Genomic DNA, 15,714 nt, shown 5'->3' on the forward strand with positions numbered 1-15,714 from the left:
AGAGTGACTCAAGAGGAGAATATGAGTCACACTAAAGGTGAAAAAAGCCAACCAGAGTGCCTCAAGAAAAGAATATGAGGCACTCTGATGGTGATGAAGGCTGAGCAGAGTGCCTCAAGAAGAGAATATGAGTCACTCTAAAGGTGAAATAGCCAACCGGAGTGCCTTAAGAGGAGAATATGAATCACTCTGATGGTGGGCAAGGCTGAGTAGAGTGCCTCAAGATAAGGACATGAATCACTCTAAAGGTCGAAAAAGCCCAACAGAGTGCCTCTAGTGGGGAATATGAGTACTCAGACGCTAAAAAATGCCTGTCAGTCCTCGAATTGGTTTATTCTTGCTTTTTCATATTTCTTGTTAGTTTGAAAGCGCTCCTGCCGGGCCATACCGGATGCACATATATTCTCCTGCTTGCTTTTTGCTCAATATGTTTGTTTATTTTCCTCTTTCCTACCGCGATAAGATTGCTTATAATACACTGAAAAGGGAGGTAATAAATGGATAATTCTCCGGTCTGGCTAAAAGCAGCTGCCATCTTTCTCTTTTTAGCATCAACCTCATTCTTAATCATGGGTAAGGACGAATTGTTCTTTGTGACTTCGGGATTACTAATTTTTATTGCTTCTTTAACAAGAACTATTCTTCATTCCAAGCAAAAAGATAAATCATATAACTTTAACTTGGTGATGACTATTTTCTTTGGATTGTCACTAACTTTCGGCATATTCTATTTTTTCTTTTAATGGAAAAAGCTCTTTCTCACTCTAGAGGGCTTTTTCTAATTCAAAAAAGCCCTTTTATCCTTAAAGGGCTGAAACTCTTCCTTACTTAGGCTGTGCCTTGGTGACCGTAGTTCCGAGTAATGTTGTCCACAAACGTGTTTATTTTCCAGTGAACTGGAAGCATGGGACATTTTTTTCGATGATAAAACGTATCGAATGATAATCATTGATGAAAAAAGACCCAGCACTCCTGATGATTTTTCTCAGGAAGATAGTTTGCCATCTGACGAAATGAGATCGAACATCATCAAAGCAGAAGTTTACTCAGAGGAAAAAGTTCTGGATGACCACATATATCCTCTGGATCAGCTGGCAAAAAGCTTTACTGATCATCTTGCGCTTGCTCATTGCCATGTAAGAGTGAATTTTTATGTGGAAGATATAGAAAGTGCACTGAATGACCATGTAAAAAGGAAATTGGGCTGCAGTTACGATGAGATTCCTATGGAAAGATTTTTTTATCTCAATCAAAATCCGGATTCCAAATAATGGCCAATCGTTATTCATTGAAATTACACATTGACTAAGTTCTATTCCTTCTCTTTTCACCAAGGGGGCCGTATTATGATAAAGAGGGGGGAATAGTATGAAACGCGACTGGCTGATAACGCTTAGAAAAAATAAAAATCTGACTCAAGCGGACGTGGCAGACTCGATTTTTATCGACCGGGCCTATTATTCGCAGATCGAATCTGGTACAAGAAATCCCAGTGTGGATATAAGCAGGAACCTTGCTAAGGTTTTAGATATAAACCCTTCGCTTCTATTGTCTGATTTAGCCGCCTTTCAAGAGGTGTTCACGCGAACGAAATGCATGCTTGCGCACAGTGACCTTGATCTGAGATATACATGGATTTTTGATTCGGCCAATCAGGAGGAAGTCAATCAGTTTATCGGTGCAAGGGATGATGAATTAAGCTTTTGCATCGATTCCCAAAAATTGATCTCTCTTAAACAAAGAGTACTGGATACCAAAGAAACATCAGGAACATTCGCAGAATATGAATATAACAATGAAGTACACACGCATTATATAGTAGGATATCCCCTGCTAGGGGAAGAAGGCGAATTAATTGGCATTGGTACATTTGGGATCAAAATAAATGCTTTGGGTTTATAATTCCTGGATTAATGTAGGCTGCAGATAATCTAAATGGCCATAAACAAATAGCGCGGCCAGCTAAAAAGGGAAATGCCTTGAACAAAAGTTCAAGGTATTTCCCTTTTCTTATACTATCTCACTGCATCAAAAGCATTGATTTGCCACTTCCCGCGTACCTTTACAAACGTAACCTTTTTCTTTTCATGCTGCTTTTCGCCGTAAGGCACCGTGAATTCAAACTGGCGGATATCTTTCCTGGAATAGATCAGCTTTGCCTTAGCTTTATTCCACTGGAGCAGGCTGCCGCCATCGGCATTTGGCTGTGCCATTTTTCCTTTATACTCAATGAATCTGTATTTCTTGTAGCCTTTATCGATTGCATTTAAGGTGAAAGATTCGTTAAGGTACTTGGTCAGCTTTGCTTTCGTATTGATTTCACTGCAAAGGTAGCGATATTCTGTGCCTTTGTACTGAAAAGTCTTAATGGAGCAGGCTGTATTCTTCTTAGATGGGATATGTCCGTTCATAGCATTCCAGTGATGCACACGTGCGCTCTGCGCCAGTTCGACTGCTTTTTTGCTGCTTAAATCTCCGCTCGCGGATTTGGCCGAGGCGCCAAGGCTGAAAGTAAACAGGGCGACAGCAGCCAGCAGGATGGATAATAATTTTTTCATTTTAAAGCCTCCAATAAGTTGTAGTCACTTGCTAACCTTATATTATCGTTCCATCTCTTCAAAAGAGTTACAGAAAGGTTACCGAAATGCAGATGATTGTTTACAGTTTTCAGGCATAAAAAGAGCCTCTGCCCAATTTCCCGGGAGAGGCTTCTTACGTCTTTACTTTTGCTGTTTTAAGCATAGCTTCTGCATTTCCTCCTGTTTCATTTCTTTTCGGCCCTGATGAGGTCAAGGCTGCGGATCAGAGCTTCACCGCCAAGTCCTGCCAGCATGGACAGGAATGCTACCTTCAAGAGGGAGCTTGCATCTGATGAAAGCACAAGCAGCGCTGAGGCGAGTGAACCTAATACCATTTCCTCCAAAAAGCCTAGATAGATGAATTGCTTTGTTCTTTTCGGCATGATCAGCTTCCCGTGCTTCTTAAGATGCCCAACCGCGCCGACAAGGCCACCAATGAATATTGCGAAGACGACATGCTGCCACATTTGCCTCACACTCCTAAAGCCGGTATTTTTGGTGCGACCTTAGGTCAATCATGGTGCTGTCTCTATTATATAACAGAGCGGGAGAGGAAAGATATGCATAAATCGACTGAATTTTCAGCGCACAGCGAATGGTACATATGTACTCTTCAGGAAAAAGTAAGCAGCAAAGATGCGACTATTCTAGTGCTCACAAGGTTTTTGGGCAGAAAAAAACCCAGGCAACACATGGCCCGGGCTGAGAGAATCATATAATCAGTGGATATGGCGGTAGACGCCAATGACCTTGCCAAGAATGGAAACATTCCTGAGAATGATAGGCTCCATTGTAGAGTTTTCAGGCTGAAGCCTGATATAATCCCTTTCCTTGAAGAAACGCTTGACAGTTGCTTCATCCTCATCTGTCATTGCAACGACGATATCGCCATTGTTGGCTGACTGCTGCTGGCGGACGATGACGTAGTCTCCGTCAAGGATGCCGGCTTCAATCATACTTTCACCCATGATTTCAAGCATGAAGACCTGTTCGGCTGCCGGTGCCATGCTTTCAGGAAGCGGGAAGAACTCTTCTACATTTTCAATCGCAGTGATCGGCTGTCCTGCTGTAACCTTCCCGAGGATAGGAACGTTGACGACATTATTCCTTGGAATATGAGATGTTTCATCAAGCTCCAGGATTTCAATTGCACGCGGCTTTGTCGGATCCCTTCTGATCATCCCTTTGCTTTCGAGGCGGGCAAGATGCCCATGCACAGTCGAGCTGGAGGCCAGGCCGACTGCTTCCCCAATTTCCCTGACTGAAGGGGGATAGCCCTTCGCTTTCACTTCTTCCTTGATAAATTCGAGTATATCCTGCTGCCTTTTTGATATTTTAGCCATGTATTCGCACCCCGTATGGTTATTATTGATTAAATTATAGCATGTACCCGGAACAGATACAAACATAAGTTCGAATTTTTGTTGACGGAAAACACATGTTCGGTTTATAATAAATTTAACGAAATGCGAACATATATTCTGACAGTGGGGTGTCTTGTATGAAAAAATTGTGGAATCAATACTCATATGCTATTATACTTATCGTTTTAAGCTTTGGGGCGGCTTTGCTGCTTACCGGATACGACAAAATTTTCGGTGAAGAAGACTACATAAAGGTGACGGTTGATGAAGGAGATACCTTATGGGGGCTGTCTCAGCAATTTTCGGACAAGCATAAGCTGTCTGCAGAAGACTTTGTAATGTGGGTGGAAGAGGAGAATGGAATCGCCGGCAGTGCAATCCAAGCGGGGGAGCAGATTTTGATCCCGGTTAAAGCAGACAGCCATACAAGGCAGCTGCAGGATGATCTGCAGAACTTTGCGGGTGAATGACATAAAGGAGCATATATGAAAGCAGTAATCTATTGCAGGGTATCGACAACAAAAGAAGCGCAGGAAACATCCCTGGAGAGGCAGGAGGAGGAACTGACTGCGCTTGCCGGGGAAAAAGGCTTTGAAGTAGCCGCGATCATCAGGGAACAGGCAAGCGGGTATGACCTGGAGAGGGACGGTGTACTCGAGCTTCTTGATCTTATAAAGGATGAAGGCATCAAAGCGGTCCTTATCCAGGATGAAACGAGGCTCGGAAGGGGCAATGCCAAAATCGCCCTGCTTCACTTCATATATAAAGAGGGCGCTGTGCTCTACAGCATTTCCCACAATGGTGAGCTGCAGCTTTCCGAATCAGATTCCATGGTTCTTAATATCGTCTCGATGGTGGAAGAATATCAGCGCAAGCTGCATAATATCAAGATCAAAAGAGGCATGAAAAGGGCAGTGGACAAAGGATTCAGGCCAGAGAAGAACCTGAAGAATCTGGGGGAGCACTCTGGAAGGGAACGGATCGAGGTTCCAATAGAAGAAATTGTCCGCCTGAGAGCCAGCAGGCTGACATTTTCGGAGATCGCGGCGACTCTCAGGGGCTTCGGCTATCCCATTTCCAAGGCGACAGTGCACAGGCGCTATCAGGAATACATAGATGCACAGGAAGAGTAAGAGTGTTTGCCTTGGCAAACGCTTTTTTTTATAGTAACATTTGATGTATTCTCCGGCCGTTTAGACCAAGGCCCTAAGGGGAAGACGACTAGAGAAAGCCAAATGAAATGAATGAAAAAGGAGCGTTATTATGCTGCCTAAAGATAAAATGGCCAGAATCAATGAGCTGGCAAACAAAGCTAAGACCGCAGGGCTGACGAATGAAGAGGCAAAGGAACAGACAAAGCTTCGCAGCGAGTATCTGCAGACATTCCGTTCCAATATGCTCACAACCTTAAAAGGTGTAACCATCATGGATCCAAAGGGGAATGACGTTACACCGAAAAAGATAAAAAAGCTGCGTGAGGACGAGAAGAAGCGCCTTCATTAATGCATCAGGCCAAAAAGGAATACAACAATCTGTGTTCCTTTTTGGATTTATTTTTTGGTTCTCTTTTACATACAGGTTTCCAAAATGCACAAGATATACAGAAGCTTCTCAGTTGTGTAAAATAAAGAGCCGCTATAAAATTAATTGAGCAGGATTTTTTTAAAGAGAGGATGTAGTATATGTTTGAATCTATCGATGATTTGTCCATAAGCTCGATCAGAACTCTATCTATCGATGCTATTGAAAAAGCAAATTCCGGCCACCCTGGCATGCCTATGGGGGCAGCTCCTATGGCGTACACACTCTGGAGCCGTTTCATGAACCATAACCCGGCAAACCCTGAGTGGTTTAACCGTGACCGTTTTGTCTTATCTGCAGGACATGGTTCCATGCTTCTATACAGCCTGCTCCATTTATCAGGCTATGGTCTCACAATCGATGACCTGAAAGAATTCCGCCAATGGGGAAGCAAGACTCCCGGACACCCTGAATACAAACATACAAAGGGCGTTGACGCGACAACTGGTCCGCTTGGACAGGGAATCTCAATGGCAGTCGGCATGGCTATGGCTGAGCGCCACCTGGCAGCCGTCTACAATAAAGACAAGTATAATGTAGTCGACCACTTTACATACAGCATTTGCGGCGACGGTGACCTTATGGAAGGTGTATCTGCCGAAGCAGCATCGCTGGCAGGCCACCTGAAGCTTGGCAAGCTCGTTGTCCTTTATGATTCAAATGATATCTCCCTTGACGGCGACCTTGACCGCTCTTTCTCTGAAAGTGTGGAGCAAAGGTTCAAATCTTACGGCTGGCAGTATATCCGTGTTGAAGACGGTAATGACCTTCACGAAGTGGCGAAAGCGCTTGAGGAAGCAAGAGGCGACCTTGACCATCCGACTATGATTGAAGTAAAAACGGTCATCGGATTCGGCTCACCTAACAAATCCGGGAAATCAGATGTTCACGGCGCACCGCTTGGTGCAGATGAGCTGAAGCTGACGAAGGAAGCTTACAAGTGGACTTTTGAAGAAGATTTCCATGTTCCGGATGAAGTGTACAGCCACTTCAAGAAACACATCGCTGAACGCGGAGAAAAGACTGAGCAGGAATGGAACTCTATGCTTGAAAGCTATAAGCAGGAATTCCCTGAGCTCGGTGCACAGCTTGACGGAGCAATGAAAGGCGAGCTTCCGCAAGGATGGGATAAGGATATCCCTGTATACGAAACAGGTTCAAGCCTGGCAAGCCGCGCCTCTTCAGGCGAAGCACTGAACGGAATCGCGCAGAATCTTCCATTCTTTATCGGCGGATCTGCTGACCTTGCCGGTTCAAATAAAACGATGATCAAAGGCTCGGGCGACTTTACCCCTGCTTCATTCGAAGGCCGCAACATCTGGTTCGGCGTAAGGGAATTCGCCATGGGTGCCGCCCTAAACGGTATGGCCCTTCATGGAGGCTTAAAGGTATTCGGAGGAACATTCTTCGTATTCTCTGACTATCTTCGCCCGGCAATCCGCTTAGCTGCCCTGATGGGTCTGCCTGTTACTTATGTATTCACGCATGACAGCATCGCGGTTGGTGAGGACGGCCCTACACACGAGCCGGTTGAACAGCTTGCATCACTTCGTGCGATGCCTAATCTGTCTGTCATCCGCCCGGCTGATGGCAATGAAACCTCTGCTGCCTGGAAAGTGGCGGTAGAATCACAGGATAAGCCGACAGCTCTTGTGCTGACGCGCCAAAACCTGCCTACCCTCCAGGATACTGACAAAAACGCGTATGAAGGCGTATCTAAAGGAGCTTATGTTGTCTCACCGGCTGGCAAAGATCAGGCAGATGCCCTGCTGCTTGCTTCCGGATCTGAAGTGCATCTTGCTGTAAAAGCGCAGGAAGCCCTGAAGAAAGAAGGCATCGATGCAGCAGTTGTTTCCATGCCTGCATGGGACCGCTTTGAAGCACAGTCCAAGGAATATAAAGAAAGCGTCATTCCGAAGGCTGTCAAGAAGCGCCTTGCCATTGAAATGGGCTCTTCACTTGGCTGGCACCGTTATGCCGGTGATGAAGGCGAAGTATTGGCGATCGATACATTCGGCGCATCTGCACCAGGTGAGAAGATCATCGAAGAGTACGGCTTCACAGTTGAAAACGTGGTTGCACGTTTAAAGGCCCTTCTGTAAAGGGTATAAAGAGAGCGTCAGAGTACGCTCTCTTTTTTATTTCCTTATAATTGATTGAATATTTTTATTTTTTATATAATTGATAGGCAAATAAGCCTGTTCGACAAAATTAGTGCCTATTTTTGACGCTGAAAGACAAAGTAACTGATTCTGTTCCCTTATACTTGAAGCAATATAGAAGATATTGGAGGAGATGTTGGTGAGAACCTATCAGCTTTATTTAATAGAAGACGAATTTGCTTCCCATTATTTCGGCAGAGAGCGGATGTTCTACCAGCTCTTTCAGGAATACAGCCGTTCGAAGGGAGAGCTGAAATCGATCCTGTCACGCCAGATTGAGTTTATCACAAGGCCGATTCCCGCCCTCAGGCTTCACCAGTATCTTACACAGCAGCTTTCAAGGAAAAAAGGAGCATCAGCCGATCAGGGGGCCTATGTTATCCAAAACGGAAAAAACAGTTCGGCGCGGCTTGAAATCTATGACCGATGTTTAGTGATTGAATCACATGGGAATTATGATGCAGAAACGGTGTTCTTTGAAATCCTCCGGAAAAATGAATCCTCTTATCTGGCGGTAGATATGACGAACAGGCGCTTTGGCTGGCTGAAGCCGATCAAAGAAAGAAAATTTATTTAAATAGGGGAAAAACAGGTGCAAATATTGTATAATAACCTTTGGTTTAGTACACTGTATGATAGACAACATGAAGGAGGAAGTTTTGAATGTGGGACGTTATTCTAGTTGGTATACTGGCATTGATCGCCGGTGTAGCACTAGGATTTTTCATCGCTCGTAAATATATGATGAGCTACTTAAAGAAAAATCCGCCAATCAACGAACAAATGCTTAAAATGATGATGATGCAAATGGGTATGAAACCATCTCAGAAGAAAATTAATCAGATGATGTCTGCCATGAATAAGCAGTCCGGCAAGTAAGGCTTACATAGGGCTCCCTATTGTAATAAAGTCTATTACATGGCCATCACTGTACAACAAGAAAGCCGCTTTTTCTGTGATTATGACAGAGAAAGCGGCTTTTTAGATAAAAATCGTAAATGTTAAGCTGAGGATAACATGAAAAAATACAGATTGAAAACTGGCTTTAACGGCAGATTCAAACGCGGTACAGTATTCTGGCTGATTGCTGAATCCGAATTCATCGGCATTAAGGAATATGTCCTGCGGACGAAAGACCTGGAGCACCGGATCCAAATTTCAGAAGAAGAGCTGATGAAGCATTTTGTGCGTCTTTATGACGGAAACGGAAGCTGATAGAGGACAAGCACCTGGGTGACAGGGATACTTGTCCTCTTTTTATTATGCTTCTGGCGTAGATGTGAAAACGGAAAATCCGTAGATGCCGAAATCAAGAAGGGTCACGAGCTGAAAGCCGTTAGCCAGAAGGCATTCTGATGCCGGGCCATAAAGGGCTCCTGTTTCAAGTGTCTCAAGGCAGGCTTCTGCATCATTTCCCAGAACAGTCGCCTGGGAAATCCTTCTCAGTGATACAGGACTTAATGGGTTCCGGAACCAGCAGACTGTTACGACTGTCGGAAGGCTTGGCAAAGATGGAATACCAGCAGACATTTAAACACCTCTTTTCCTTTTTATCTCTATAGTTAATGCTTGTACGCTCCAACTTGTCCCTGCCAATATCACGGATTCCGATAAATGATGAATATGTCTTTAGTGCGCCCCTTGAAAAATCTTTCTTATTTTTAAAATATTTGATAAACTATTTGGAGCATAATTGAGGAAAATTCAGGAACACGAGAGCCGGGGGAAGCAAGCATGAAAGTATTTGCAGATTTAATGTGGTTTTTTAAGCAAGAGAAGAAATCGTATGTGACAGGGATTTTCCTGCTGCTGTTTGTAGCATTCCTGCAGCTGATTCCGCCAAAGGTCATCGGGATTGTGGTTGATCATATCAAAAACGATACTTTGACCAGCGGCCTTCTTGTCAACTGGCTCCTGATATTGATCGGAACCGCACTCATGATGTACATATTGCGCTATTATTGGCGGATCATGATTTTCGGATCTGCCGTCAAGCTGTCCAGGCAGCTGAGGAACAGGCTGTACCGGCATTTTACAGAGATGCCGCAATCGTTTTACCAAAGAAGGCGGGTCGGGGACCTGATGGCCCATGCGACAAATGACCTGCAGGCCGTCCAGCAGACGGCCGGCTCAGGCGTTTTGACCCTTGTCGACTCGCTTGCGACCGGTGGATTTGTCATCATCGCCATGGCTGCGACGATCAGCTGGAAGCTGACGCTCATCTGCCTGATCCCGATGCCTCTCATGGCGATTTTGACGAGCTGGTATGGGACGCTCCTCCATAAGCGGTTCCATGGGGCACAGGAGGCTTTTTCTGCTTTAAATGATAAGACACAGGAAAGCATCACAGGCATCAAGGTCATCAAGACCTTTGGCCAGGAGAAAGAAGATATAGAGGATTTCCGCAAGCAATCACATGATGTGGTGGAGAAAAATATTTCAGTGGCCAAGGTAGATTCACTATTCGATCCAACAATCAGCATCATCGTCGGGGTTTCCTTTTTCCTGTCTGTCGCTTTTGGTGCCAGATATGTGATTTCAGGGGAATTAACGATCGGGGAGCTTGTTTCGTTTACAACGTATCTCGGACTCTTGATTTGGCCGATGCTTGCCTTTGGCTGGCTCTTTAATATCGTTGAAAGAGGGCGGGCTTCCAATGACCGGATCATGAGCCTGCTTGCCGAAAAGGCAGAGGTGGCTGACAAGGAAGGGGCACTTGCAATCGTTCCGAGCGGGGATCTTGTTTATGATATAAATAAATTTCATTACCCTAACGAAGAAAAACCTGTCCTAGAAGACATCCAATTTCAATTGAAAAGGGGAGAAACCCTTGGGATCGTCGGGAAGACAGGTGCCGGGAAAACAACGCTCCTTAAGCTGCTGATCAGGGAATTTGACGGTTTTGAAGGGGATGTCCGCTTTGGCAGCCATTCTGTCAATGATTATACGCTCGAAAAGCTGCATGAGGCCATTGGCTATGTTCCGCAGGATCATTTCCTTTTTTCAGCCACGGTTGCAGAAAATATCGCCTTTGCAAACCCTTCCTCTGAGCGGGAGGAAGTATTTAAGGCAGCAAAGCTTGCCAATATCCATGAAGATATCCTTCAATTTACGGAAGGTTATGAAACGGTTGTCGGTGAGCGCGGCGTTTCCTTGTCTGGCGGGCAGAAGCAGCGGATCTCAATCGCCAGGGCGCTCATGATGGACCCGGAAGTACTGATCCTGGATGACTCTCTGTCAGCGGTTGATGCGAAGACCGAGGAAGCCATCCTGAACGGCCTCAGGAAAAACCGGGCAGGCAAGACGACCATCATCACCGCCCACCGCTTGAGTGCGATTCAGCATGCGAATCTGATCCTTGTGCTCGATGAGGGCAGGATAGCGCAAAAAGGCACACACGACGAGCTGATGGAAGAAGAAGGCTGGTATAAGAGCATGTATCTCCGCCAGCAGCTTGAAGAACTTGTAGAGCACGGAGGCAGAAATCATGGAGCATAACCAGCAGGATATCAATAAGAAAGAACAGCGGACCGTCCTATACCGGCTCCTTGCTTATACAAAGCCGCATAAAGCAACGCTTATCCTCGCCTTCAGCCTGCTGCTGCTGACAACGATCGGCGATATCATGGGGCCTATCCTTGTTAAAATATTCATTGACGATTATCTGACCCCAAGGAATCTGGCATTTGAGCCTTTGTTCCTGCTCGGGGCAGGCTATATCGGCATCCAGGTCATGAATGTCCTGATCTCTTATTTCCAGCTGCTTAAGTTCCAGGAGATCGCACTAAAGATCATTCAGCAGCTGCGGATCGACGTTTTTTCTAAGGTGCAGTCGCTCGGCCTGAAATACTTCGACCAGACGCCGGCCGGAAGCATTGTCTCGCGGGTCACGAATGATACAGAGGCCATCAAGGATATGTTTGTCAGCGTCCTGGTCATCTTCATCCAGAGCGGCTTTCTGCTGATCGGGATATTCATCGCGATGTTTGCCCTGAATGTCCAGCTCGCCTTATTCTGCCTGGTGATCCTGCCGATCATCTTTATGATCATGCAGATGTACCGCAAATACAGCTCGCGCTTTTATCAGGATATGAGGGAAAGGCTCAGCCAGCTGAATGCGAAGCTCAGCGAGTCGCTCCAGGGAATGGGGATCATCCAGGTGTTCAGGCAGGAAAAGCGCCTGCGCAAGGAATTTGCAGACATTAACCAGAAGCATTATGACGCAGGAATGAGGAACATCAAGGTTGATGGGCTGCTCCTCAGGCCGGCAATCGACCTGGTCTATACACTTGCGCTTGTAATTGTCCTGGGCTTTTTCGGGATCACCTCATTCAGCAATCCGATTGAAGTCGGAGTTTTATTCGCATTTGTCAGCTATCTGGACCGCTTTTTCGAGCCGGTCAACAATATGATGCAGCGGTTATCCATGTACCAGCAGGCCATCATTGCCGGCTCCAGGGTCTTCAGGCTCCTGGATGAAGAAGAGCTTGCGCCCGCTCAAAAGGAAGAGAAGCTTTCAATCGGGGACGGACAGATTGAATTCAAGGATGTCAGCTTTTCGTATGATGGAAAGCGGGATGTGCTGAAAAACATCAGCTTTACTGCCAAGCCGGGCGAAACAGTGGCGCTGGTTGGCCATACAGGAAGCGGAAAGAGCTCGATCATCAATCTAATGATGAGGTTTTATGAATTCTCAAGAGGTGACATTCTGATTGACGGGCAGTCGATTAAATCTTATCCAAGGGAAGAGCTGAGGGAAAAGCTTGGTCTAGTCCTCCAGGATCCTTTCCTGTTTTATGGAACGGTCAAGGACAATATCCGCCTCCATGATACAGAGATGACCGATAAGGAAATAGAGGAAGCTGCCCATTTCGTTCAGGCGCATACCTTCATTGAGAAGCTTGATGACCGCTACGATCACAAGGTAGTTGAGAGAGGCTCGACCTTCTCCAGCGGTCAGAGGCAGCTGATTGCTTTCGCACGCACGATTGCAGCCAACCCGAAAATCCTTGTGCTTGATGAAGCGACTGCCAATATCGACACTGAGACAGAGGAGGCCATCCAGACGGCCCTTGAGAAGATGAGGAAGGGGCGCACAACCATTGCCATCGCCCACAGGCTTTCCACCATCCAGGATGCTGAATTGATCCTTGTCCTTCACCAGGGGGAAATCGTGGAACGGGGCACCCACCAGGAACTGCTGGCATTAAAAGGCTTGTACCATAAAATGTACCTGCTGCAGAACGGTTCAGTCGAGAGAGTGGAAGACGCTGTCGGCAACGCTTAGAAGACAAAATAAAAACAGCTTGGGCTTATATAGCTTCCAAGCTGTTTTTCTATTGTGTCTGAACCTTTTTTATAAAAATACGGTTATATTCGTTCAAGAGATGGTCAAGCTCCTGACTGTACTTAATCGCAGCAGTTGAATGCAGGCCATTCTTCATGGCGACTTGGATTAGTTCAGCCCGCTTATTCTCAATCAAAGACAGTAGTTCTTGTTTTCCTGCCACGGCTGATAGTCCTTTCCTGTGGATTTAAAAGAAGCCCCATTTTATTATTGTCTGTATGTAAGTTTCCAAATCAAAACCATGTAAAAACATGAAAGATTATAACAAATAATGTTAGTTACTCATACAGTATATCGAATAATGGTAATAAATTCAAAAGAAAGTTTCTCTGATATGACAAAAACATTATCAAAATTATAACATGTCCTTTATATGTTTTTAATATAATTATAGTAGGTCACAAAGTGTTCACAGGGTGACCATTATCTTTCTTGGCGGGATTTTGTTAAAATGGTAAAGAATCAAGGAAAAGTAGGTGTCTTGAATGACTGATGTCAATATATTCATCGCCCTTGGAGCGGGCTTCCTGAGCTTCATTTCTCCCTGCTGCCTGCCATTGTATCCCGCATTCTTATCTTACATAACCGGCATGTCAGTGGGCGAACTGAAAGAAGAAAACGCGATGCTGCAGAAGCGCAGCATGCTGCATACCCTTTTCTTCCTGCTCGGGTTCTGCATTATTTTCATTGCCCTCGGCTTTGGGGGATCTTTTATCGGAAGAATATTCAGCGATCATAATGATCTGATCAGGCAGATCGGCGCCATCTTCATTGTCATTTTCGGATTGATGGTTGTCGGCGTTTTCAAGCCGGAGGCGCTCATGAAGGAAAGGCGCCTGGAATTCAAGAACAGGCCAGGCGGCTACCTGGGTTCAGTCCTGATCGGCCTTGCATTTGCAGCAGGCTGGACGCCATGCACAGGACCGATCCTCATGTCCGTTTGGGCCCTCGCTGCCTCAAATCCTGGCTCAGGCCTTGTGTATATGATTGCCTATTCACTCGGATTTGCGATTCCATTCTTCGTGCTGTCGTTCTTTATCGGCAAAATGCAATGGATCCGCCGCAATAACGTAAAAATCATGAAGATCGGCGGCTATGTGATGATTGTCATGGGTATTGTGCTGTTCTTTGACTGGATGACTCAGATCATATCTATAATGACTGCTATGTTTGGCGGATTTAAAGGTTTCTAAAGGATGGCCCGGCAAAAATGCCGGGTTTTCTTTTATCCTTCCATAAATTACAACTTGAAATTTGAAGAAAAAGCGAAATTTGTCGGATTCTTTGGATTGAATTCTCCCTCACATTCCGTTATATTGAAATATGTGCTCTTTTATCTAATACTGTTTTTTGACATGTGACAATATAGAAAAATACATACTAATAGATTGATTTCTGTTGCAGTGTCGAGGGGGAACCAGCATGGCAAGAATATTAATTGTAGATGACGCAAAATTCATGAGAATTACCTTAACCAACATATTAAAGAAAGCCGAACATGAAATCGTCGGGGAGGCCGAAAACGGCCGCGAAGCAATTGACCTTTACCGCGAGCTCAAGCCGGAGCTCGTAACCATGGATATCACCATGCCGGAGATGAGCGGCCTTGAAGCCATGAAGGAAATCAAACAGGAATTTCCTGACGCCAAGGTAGTCATGTGCTCAGCGATGGGCCAGCAGAAGATGGTGGTCGAAGCCATCGAAGCCGGCGCCAAAGACTTTATTGTAAAGCCATTTGATGAAGGCCGCGTGCTCGACGCAGTCAACCGGGTCCTCAGCTGACCCAAAGCCATTTAAGCCTGCCTTAAATGGCTTTTCTTTTTGCACCGATGCCCAAAGTCCCGAAAAATATTTTCTAAACAGAGGAATTTAGGATATAATATAATGGTAAATATTAAACATACAAAGGATGAATGCTATGAACATGGTTGTAGCTTCTTCGATCGGAGCCATCTGCATGGCTGTTTTTGTCATGTTCATCCGGATGCGGGCAGCCAAGAAACCTGCTTCAGCCAAAAAGATCATCTTGCCGCCGCTATTTATGAGCACGGGCGCCCTGATGTTCGTCTTTCCGTACTTTCGCGTCACACCGCTTGAGATATTAGAAGCTGCCGGAGTCGGCATGCTGTTTTCAATCCTGTTGATCAAAACCTCGGCATTTGAAGTGCGTGATAATGATATTTTCTTAAAAAGATCAAAGGCCTTTGCCTTTATCCTGGTCGGCCTTCTTGTCGTCCGGATTGTGGCCAAGCTGATCCTCAGCTCCACGATTGACGTCGGACAGCTGAGCGGCATGTTCTGGATCCTTGCTTTCGGCATGATCGTCCCTTGGCGGATCGCCATGTACCTGAACTACAAAAAGATCTACAATGAGCTCAATGGTACCTCATTGGATACAAAGACAACCGTATAACCTTGAAAAACATCGAATTCGCTTTCGGTGTTTTTTTTATAAAATAAGAAAGTATATTTTTTATCCTCGATTACTGTCTAGCTCCAGCGCCTACCCCCTCGAGGTCACAAGCCAATCCTCCCAAAAAGGCAAAGAACGCCTTTCCGGGAGGATCGTCTTGTGCTTGTCGGGGGTGACCAAGGCGCTTGCGCTTTTCTTATGAAAAAAACCACTCCACGGACAGCGGAATGGTTTCTAGAATAAATGCTCATAAGGAGCCATATCAATT

Annotated in this window: 20 protein-coding genes; 15 read left to right on the top strand and 5 right to left on the bottom strand. The window is 45.5% G+C overall.

Features of this window, described 5'->3' with window-relative positions; genetic code table 11:
- The first annotated feature begins 497 nt into the window (after positions 1-497).
- From CYJ37_RS00725 to CYJ37_RS00735, 3 genes are all read left to right on the top strand, one after another.
- Entirely contained in the window at positions 498-743 is a 246-nt protein-coding gene (locus tag CYJ37_RS00725; protein WP_101547525.1) for a hypothetical protein, read from the top strand.
- A gap of 195 nt (positions 744-938) precedes the next feature.
- Positions 939-1,271 (top strand): hypothetical protein, encoded by a 333-nt coding sequence (locus CYJ37_RS00730; protein WP_142385207.1) that lies wholly within the window; start codon positions 939-941, stop codon positions 1,269-1,271.
- A 97-nt stretch (positions 1,272-1,368) separates the two neighbouring features.
- Positions 1,369-1,902, top strand: a complete 534-nt coding sequence (locus CYJ37_RS00735) for a helix-turn-helix domain-containing protein (RefSeq protein WP_009791594.1) — start codon at positions 1,369-1,371, stop codon at positions 1,900-1,902.
- A 113-nt stretch (positions 1,903-2,015) separates the two neighbouring features.
- Here CYJ37_RS00735 and CYJ37_RS00740 read toward each other — a convergent pair whose 3' ends face one another.
- The 3 genes from CYJ37_RS00740 to lexA all read right to left on the bottom strand — a co-directional run bounded on the left by CYJ37_RS00740 (position 2,016) and on the right by lexA (position 3,922).
- A complete protein-coding gene (locus tag CYJ37_RS00740; protein WP_009791595.1) occupies positions 2,016-2,558 on the bottom strand; it encodes an IseA DL-endopeptidase inhibitor family protein in 543 nt (180 codons plus the stop codon).
- A 206-nt stretch (positions 2,559-2,764) separates the two neighbouring features.
- The gene (locus tag CYJ37_RS00745; protein ID WP_094767396.1) at positions 2,765-3,046 is read right to left on the bottom strand and encodes a DUF4257 domain-containing protein; all 282 of its coding nucleotides are present in this window, start codon (positions 3,044-3,046) and stop codon (positions 2,765-2,767) included.
- A 252-nt stretch (positions 3,047-3,298) separates the two neighbouring features.
- Positions 3,299-3,922: a transcriptional repressor LexA gene (lexA, locus tag CYJ37_RS00750; protein WP_009791598.1), complete on the bottom strand. Its 624-nt coding sequence runs from the start codon at positions 3,920-3,922 to the stop codon at positions 3,299-3,301.
- Positions 3,923-4,080: 158 nt separating this feature from the next.
- On the opposite strand from lexA, the gene yneA reads away from it, so the two are divergent.
- The 7 genes from yneA to CYJ37_RS00785 all read left to right on the top strand — a co-directional run bounded on the left by yneA (position 4,081) and on the right by CYJ37_RS00785 (position 8,901).
- Positions 4,081-4,413: a cell division suppressor protein YneA gene (yneA, locus tag CYJ37_RS00755; protein WP_094767395.1), complete on the top strand. Its 333-nt coding sequence runs from the start codon at positions 4,081-4,083 to the stop codon at positions 4,411-4,413.
- A gap of 15 nt (positions 4,414-4,428) precedes the next feature.
- A complete protein-coding gene (locus tag CYJ37_RS00760) occupies positions 4,429-5,076 on the top strand; it encodes a YneB family resolvase-like protein (RefSeq protein WP_009791600.1) in 648 nt (215 codons plus the stop codon).
- A 130-nt stretch (positions 5,077-5,206) separates the two neighbouring features.
- Entirely contained in the window at positions 5,207-5,446 is a 240-nt protein-coding gene (locus tag CYJ37_RS00765; RefSeq protein ID WP_009791601.1) for a DUF896 domain-containing protein, read from the top strand.
- 179 nt (positions 5,447-5,625) lie between these two features.
- Entirely contained in the window at positions 5,626-7,626 is a 2,001-nt protein-coding gene (gene tkt, locus CYJ37_RS00770; protein ID WP_101547527.1) for a transketolase, read from the top strand.
- Between the two features lie 199 nt (positions 7,627-7,825).
- Positions 7,826-8,263, top strand: a complete 438-nt coding sequence (gene sirA, locus CYJ37_RS00775) for a sporulation inhibitor of replication protein SirA (protein ID WP_022543749.1) — start codon at positions 7,826-7,828, stop codon at positions 8,261-8,263.
- An 86-nt stretch (positions 8,264-8,349) separates the two neighbouring features.
- Positions 8,350-8,565: a YneF family protein gene (locus CYJ37_RS00780; protein ID WP_009790944.1), complete on the top strand. Its 216-nt coding sequence runs from the start codon at positions 8,350-8,352 to the stop codon at positions 8,563-8,565.
- 138 nt (positions 8,566-8,703) lie between these two features.
- Positions 8,704-8,901, top strand: coding sequence for a hypothetical protein (locus CYJ37_RS00785; protein WP_009790945.1), 198 nt, complete (start codon positions 8,704-8,706; stop codon positions 8,899-8,901).
- 45 nt (positions 8,902-8,946) lie between these two features.
- Here CYJ37_RS00785 and CYJ37_RS00790 read toward each other — a convergent pair whose 3' ends face one another.
- Complete coding sequence (locus tag CYJ37_RS00790) at positions 8,947-9,216, bottom strand: hypothetical protein (RefSeq protein ID WP_101547528.1); 270 nt, start codon at positions 9,214-9,216, stop codon at positions 8,947-8,949.
- 204 nt (positions 9,217-9,420) lie between these two features.
- On the opposite strand from CYJ37_RS00790, the gene CYJ37_RS00795 reads away from it, so the two are divergent.
- Both CYJ37_RS00795 and CYJ37_RS00800 read left to right on the top strand, forming a co-directional pair.
- Entirely contained in the window at positions 9,421-11,184 is a 1,764-nt protein-coding gene (locus CYJ37_RS00795; protein ID WP_101547529.1) for an ABC transporter transmembrane domain-containing protein, read from the top strand.
- Positions 11,174-12,973 (top strand): ABC transporter ATP-binding protein, encoded by a 1,800-nt coding sequence (locus CYJ37_RS00800; RefSeq protein WP_009790948.1) that lies wholly within the window; start codon positions 11,174-11,176, stop codon positions 12,971-12,973. The genes CYJ37_RS00795 and CYJ37_RS00800 overlap by 11 nt, the downstream gene beginning before the upstream one ends.
- Positions 12,974-13,022: 49 nt before the next feature.
- On the opposite strand, the gene CYJ37_RS00805 is transcribed toward CYJ37_RS00800, so the two are convergent.
- Positions 13,023-13,196, bottom strand: a complete 174-nt coding sequence (locus CYJ37_RS00805) for an aspartyl-phosphate phosphatase Spo0E family protein (RefSeq protein ID WP_009790949.1) — start codon at positions 13,194-13,196, stop codon at positions 13,023-13,025.
- 322 nt (positions 13,197-13,518) lie between these two features.
- Here CYJ37_RS00805 and CYJ37_RS00810 point away from each other — a divergent pair, with 322 nt between their 5' ends.
- The 3 genes from CYJ37_RS00810 to CYJ37_RS00820 all read left to right on the top strand — a co-directional run bounded on the left by CYJ37_RS00810 (position 13,519) and on the right by CYJ37_RS00820 (position 15,446).
- Positions 13,519-14,226 (top strand): cytochrome c biogenesis CcdA family protein, encoded by a 708-nt coding sequence (locus CYJ37_RS00810; RefSeq protein WP_009790950.1) that lies wholly within the window; start codon positions 13,519-13,521, stop codon positions 14,224-14,226.
- A 229-nt stretch (positions 14,227-14,455) separates the two neighbouring features.
- Positions 14,456-14,815 (top strand): response regulator, encoded by a 360-nt coding sequence (locus CYJ37_RS00815; protein WP_101547530.1) that lies wholly within the window; start codon positions 14,456-14,458, stop codon positions 14,813-14,815.
- A gap of 136 nt (positions 14,816-14,951) precedes the next feature.
- The gene (locus tag CYJ37_RS00820) at positions 14,952-15,446 is read left to right on the top strand and encodes a CcdC family protein (RefSeq protein WP_101547531.1); all 495 of its coding nucleotides are present in this window, start codon (positions 14,952-14,954) and stop codon (positions 15,444-15,446) included.
- Positions 15,447-15,714: the final 268 nt, after the last annotated feature.

This window comes from Bacillus sp. UMB0728 (assembly GCF_002858875.1).
Taxonomy (GTDB): Bacteria; Bacillota; Bacilli; order Bacillales; family Cytobacillaceae; genus Bacillus_AB; species Bacillus_AB infantis.

What these genes read in the sequence shown, in the direction of transcription:
- CYJ37_RS00725 (WP_101547525.1), top strand. Translation starts at nt 498, where the DNA reads ATGGATAATTCTCCGGTCTGGCTAAAAGCAGCTGCCATCTTTCTCTTT.
- CYJ37_RS00730 (WP_142385207.1), top strand. Translation starts at nt 939, where the DNA reads ATGATAATCATTGATGAAAAAAGACCCAGCACTCCTGATGATTTTTCT.
- CYJ37_RS00735 (WP_009791594.1), top strand. Translation starts at nt 1,369, where the DNA reads ATGAAACGCGACTGGCTGATAACGCTTAGAAAAAATAAAAATCTGACT.
- CYJ37_RS00740 (WP_009791595.1), bottom strand. Translation starts at nt 2,558, where the DNA reads ATGAAAAAATTATTATCCATCCTGCTGGCTGCTGTCGCCCTGTTTACT.
- CYJ37_RS00745 (WP_094767396.1), bottom strand. Translation starts at nt 3,046, where the DNA reads ATGTGGCAGCATGTCGTCTTCGCAATATTCATTGGTGGCCTTGTCGGC.
- lexA (WP_009791598.1), bottom strand. Translation starts at nt 3,922, where the DNA reads ATGGCTAAAATATCAAAAAGGCAGCAGGATATACTCGAATTTATCAAG.
- yneA (WP_094767395.1), top strand. Translation starts at nt 4,081, where the DNA reads ATGAAAAAATTGTGGAATCAATACTCATATGCTATTATACTTATCGTT.
- CYJ37_RS00760 (WP_009791600.1), top strand. Translation starts at nt 4,429, where the DNA reads ATGAAAGCAGTAATCTATTGCAGGGTATCGACAACAAAAGAAGCGCAG.
- CYJ37_RS00765 (WP_009791601.1), top strand. Translation starts at nt 5,207, where the DNA reads ATGCTGCCTAAAGATAAAATGGCCAGAATCAATGAGCTGGCAAACAAA.
- tkt (WP_101547527.1), top strand. Translation starts at nt 5,626, where the DNA reads ATGTTTGAATCTATCGATGATTTGTCCATAAGCTCGATCAGAACTCTA.
- CYJ37_RS00780 (WP_009790944.1), top strand. Translation starts at nt 8,350, where the DNA reads ATGTGGGACGTTATTCTAGTTGGTATACTGGCATTGATCGCCGGTGTA.
- CYJ37_RS00785 (WP_009790945.1), top strand. Translation starts at nt 8,704, where the DNA reads ATGAAAAAATACAGATTGAAAACTGGCTTTAACGGCAGATTCAAACGC.
- CYJ37_RS00790 (WP_101547528.1), bottom strand. Translation starts at nt 9,216, where the DNA reads ATGTCTGCTGGTATTCCATCTTTGCCAAGCCTTCCGACAGTCGTAACA.
- CYJ37_RS00795 (WP_101547529.1), top strand. Translation starts at nt 9,421, where the DNA reads ATGAAAGTATTTGCAGATTTAATGTGGTTTTTTAAGCAAGAGAAGAAA.
- CYJ37_RS00800 (WP_009790948.1), top strand. Translation starts at nt 11,174, where the DNA reads ATGGAGCATAACCAGCAGGATATCAATAAGAAAGAACAGCGGACCGTC.
- CYJ37_RS00810 (WP_009790950.1), top strand. Translation starts at nt 13,519, where the DNA reads ATGACTGATGTCAATATATTCATCGCCCTTGGAGCGGGCTTCCTGAGC.
- CYJ37_RS00815 (WP_101547530.1), top strand. Translation starts at nt 14,456, where the DNA reads ATGGCAAGAATATTAATTGTAGATGACGCAAAATTCATGAGAATTACC.
- CYJ37_RS00820 (WP_101547531.1), top strand. Translation starts at nt 14,952, where the DNA reads ATGAACATGGTTGTAGCTTCTTCGATCGGAGCCATCTGCATGGCTGTT.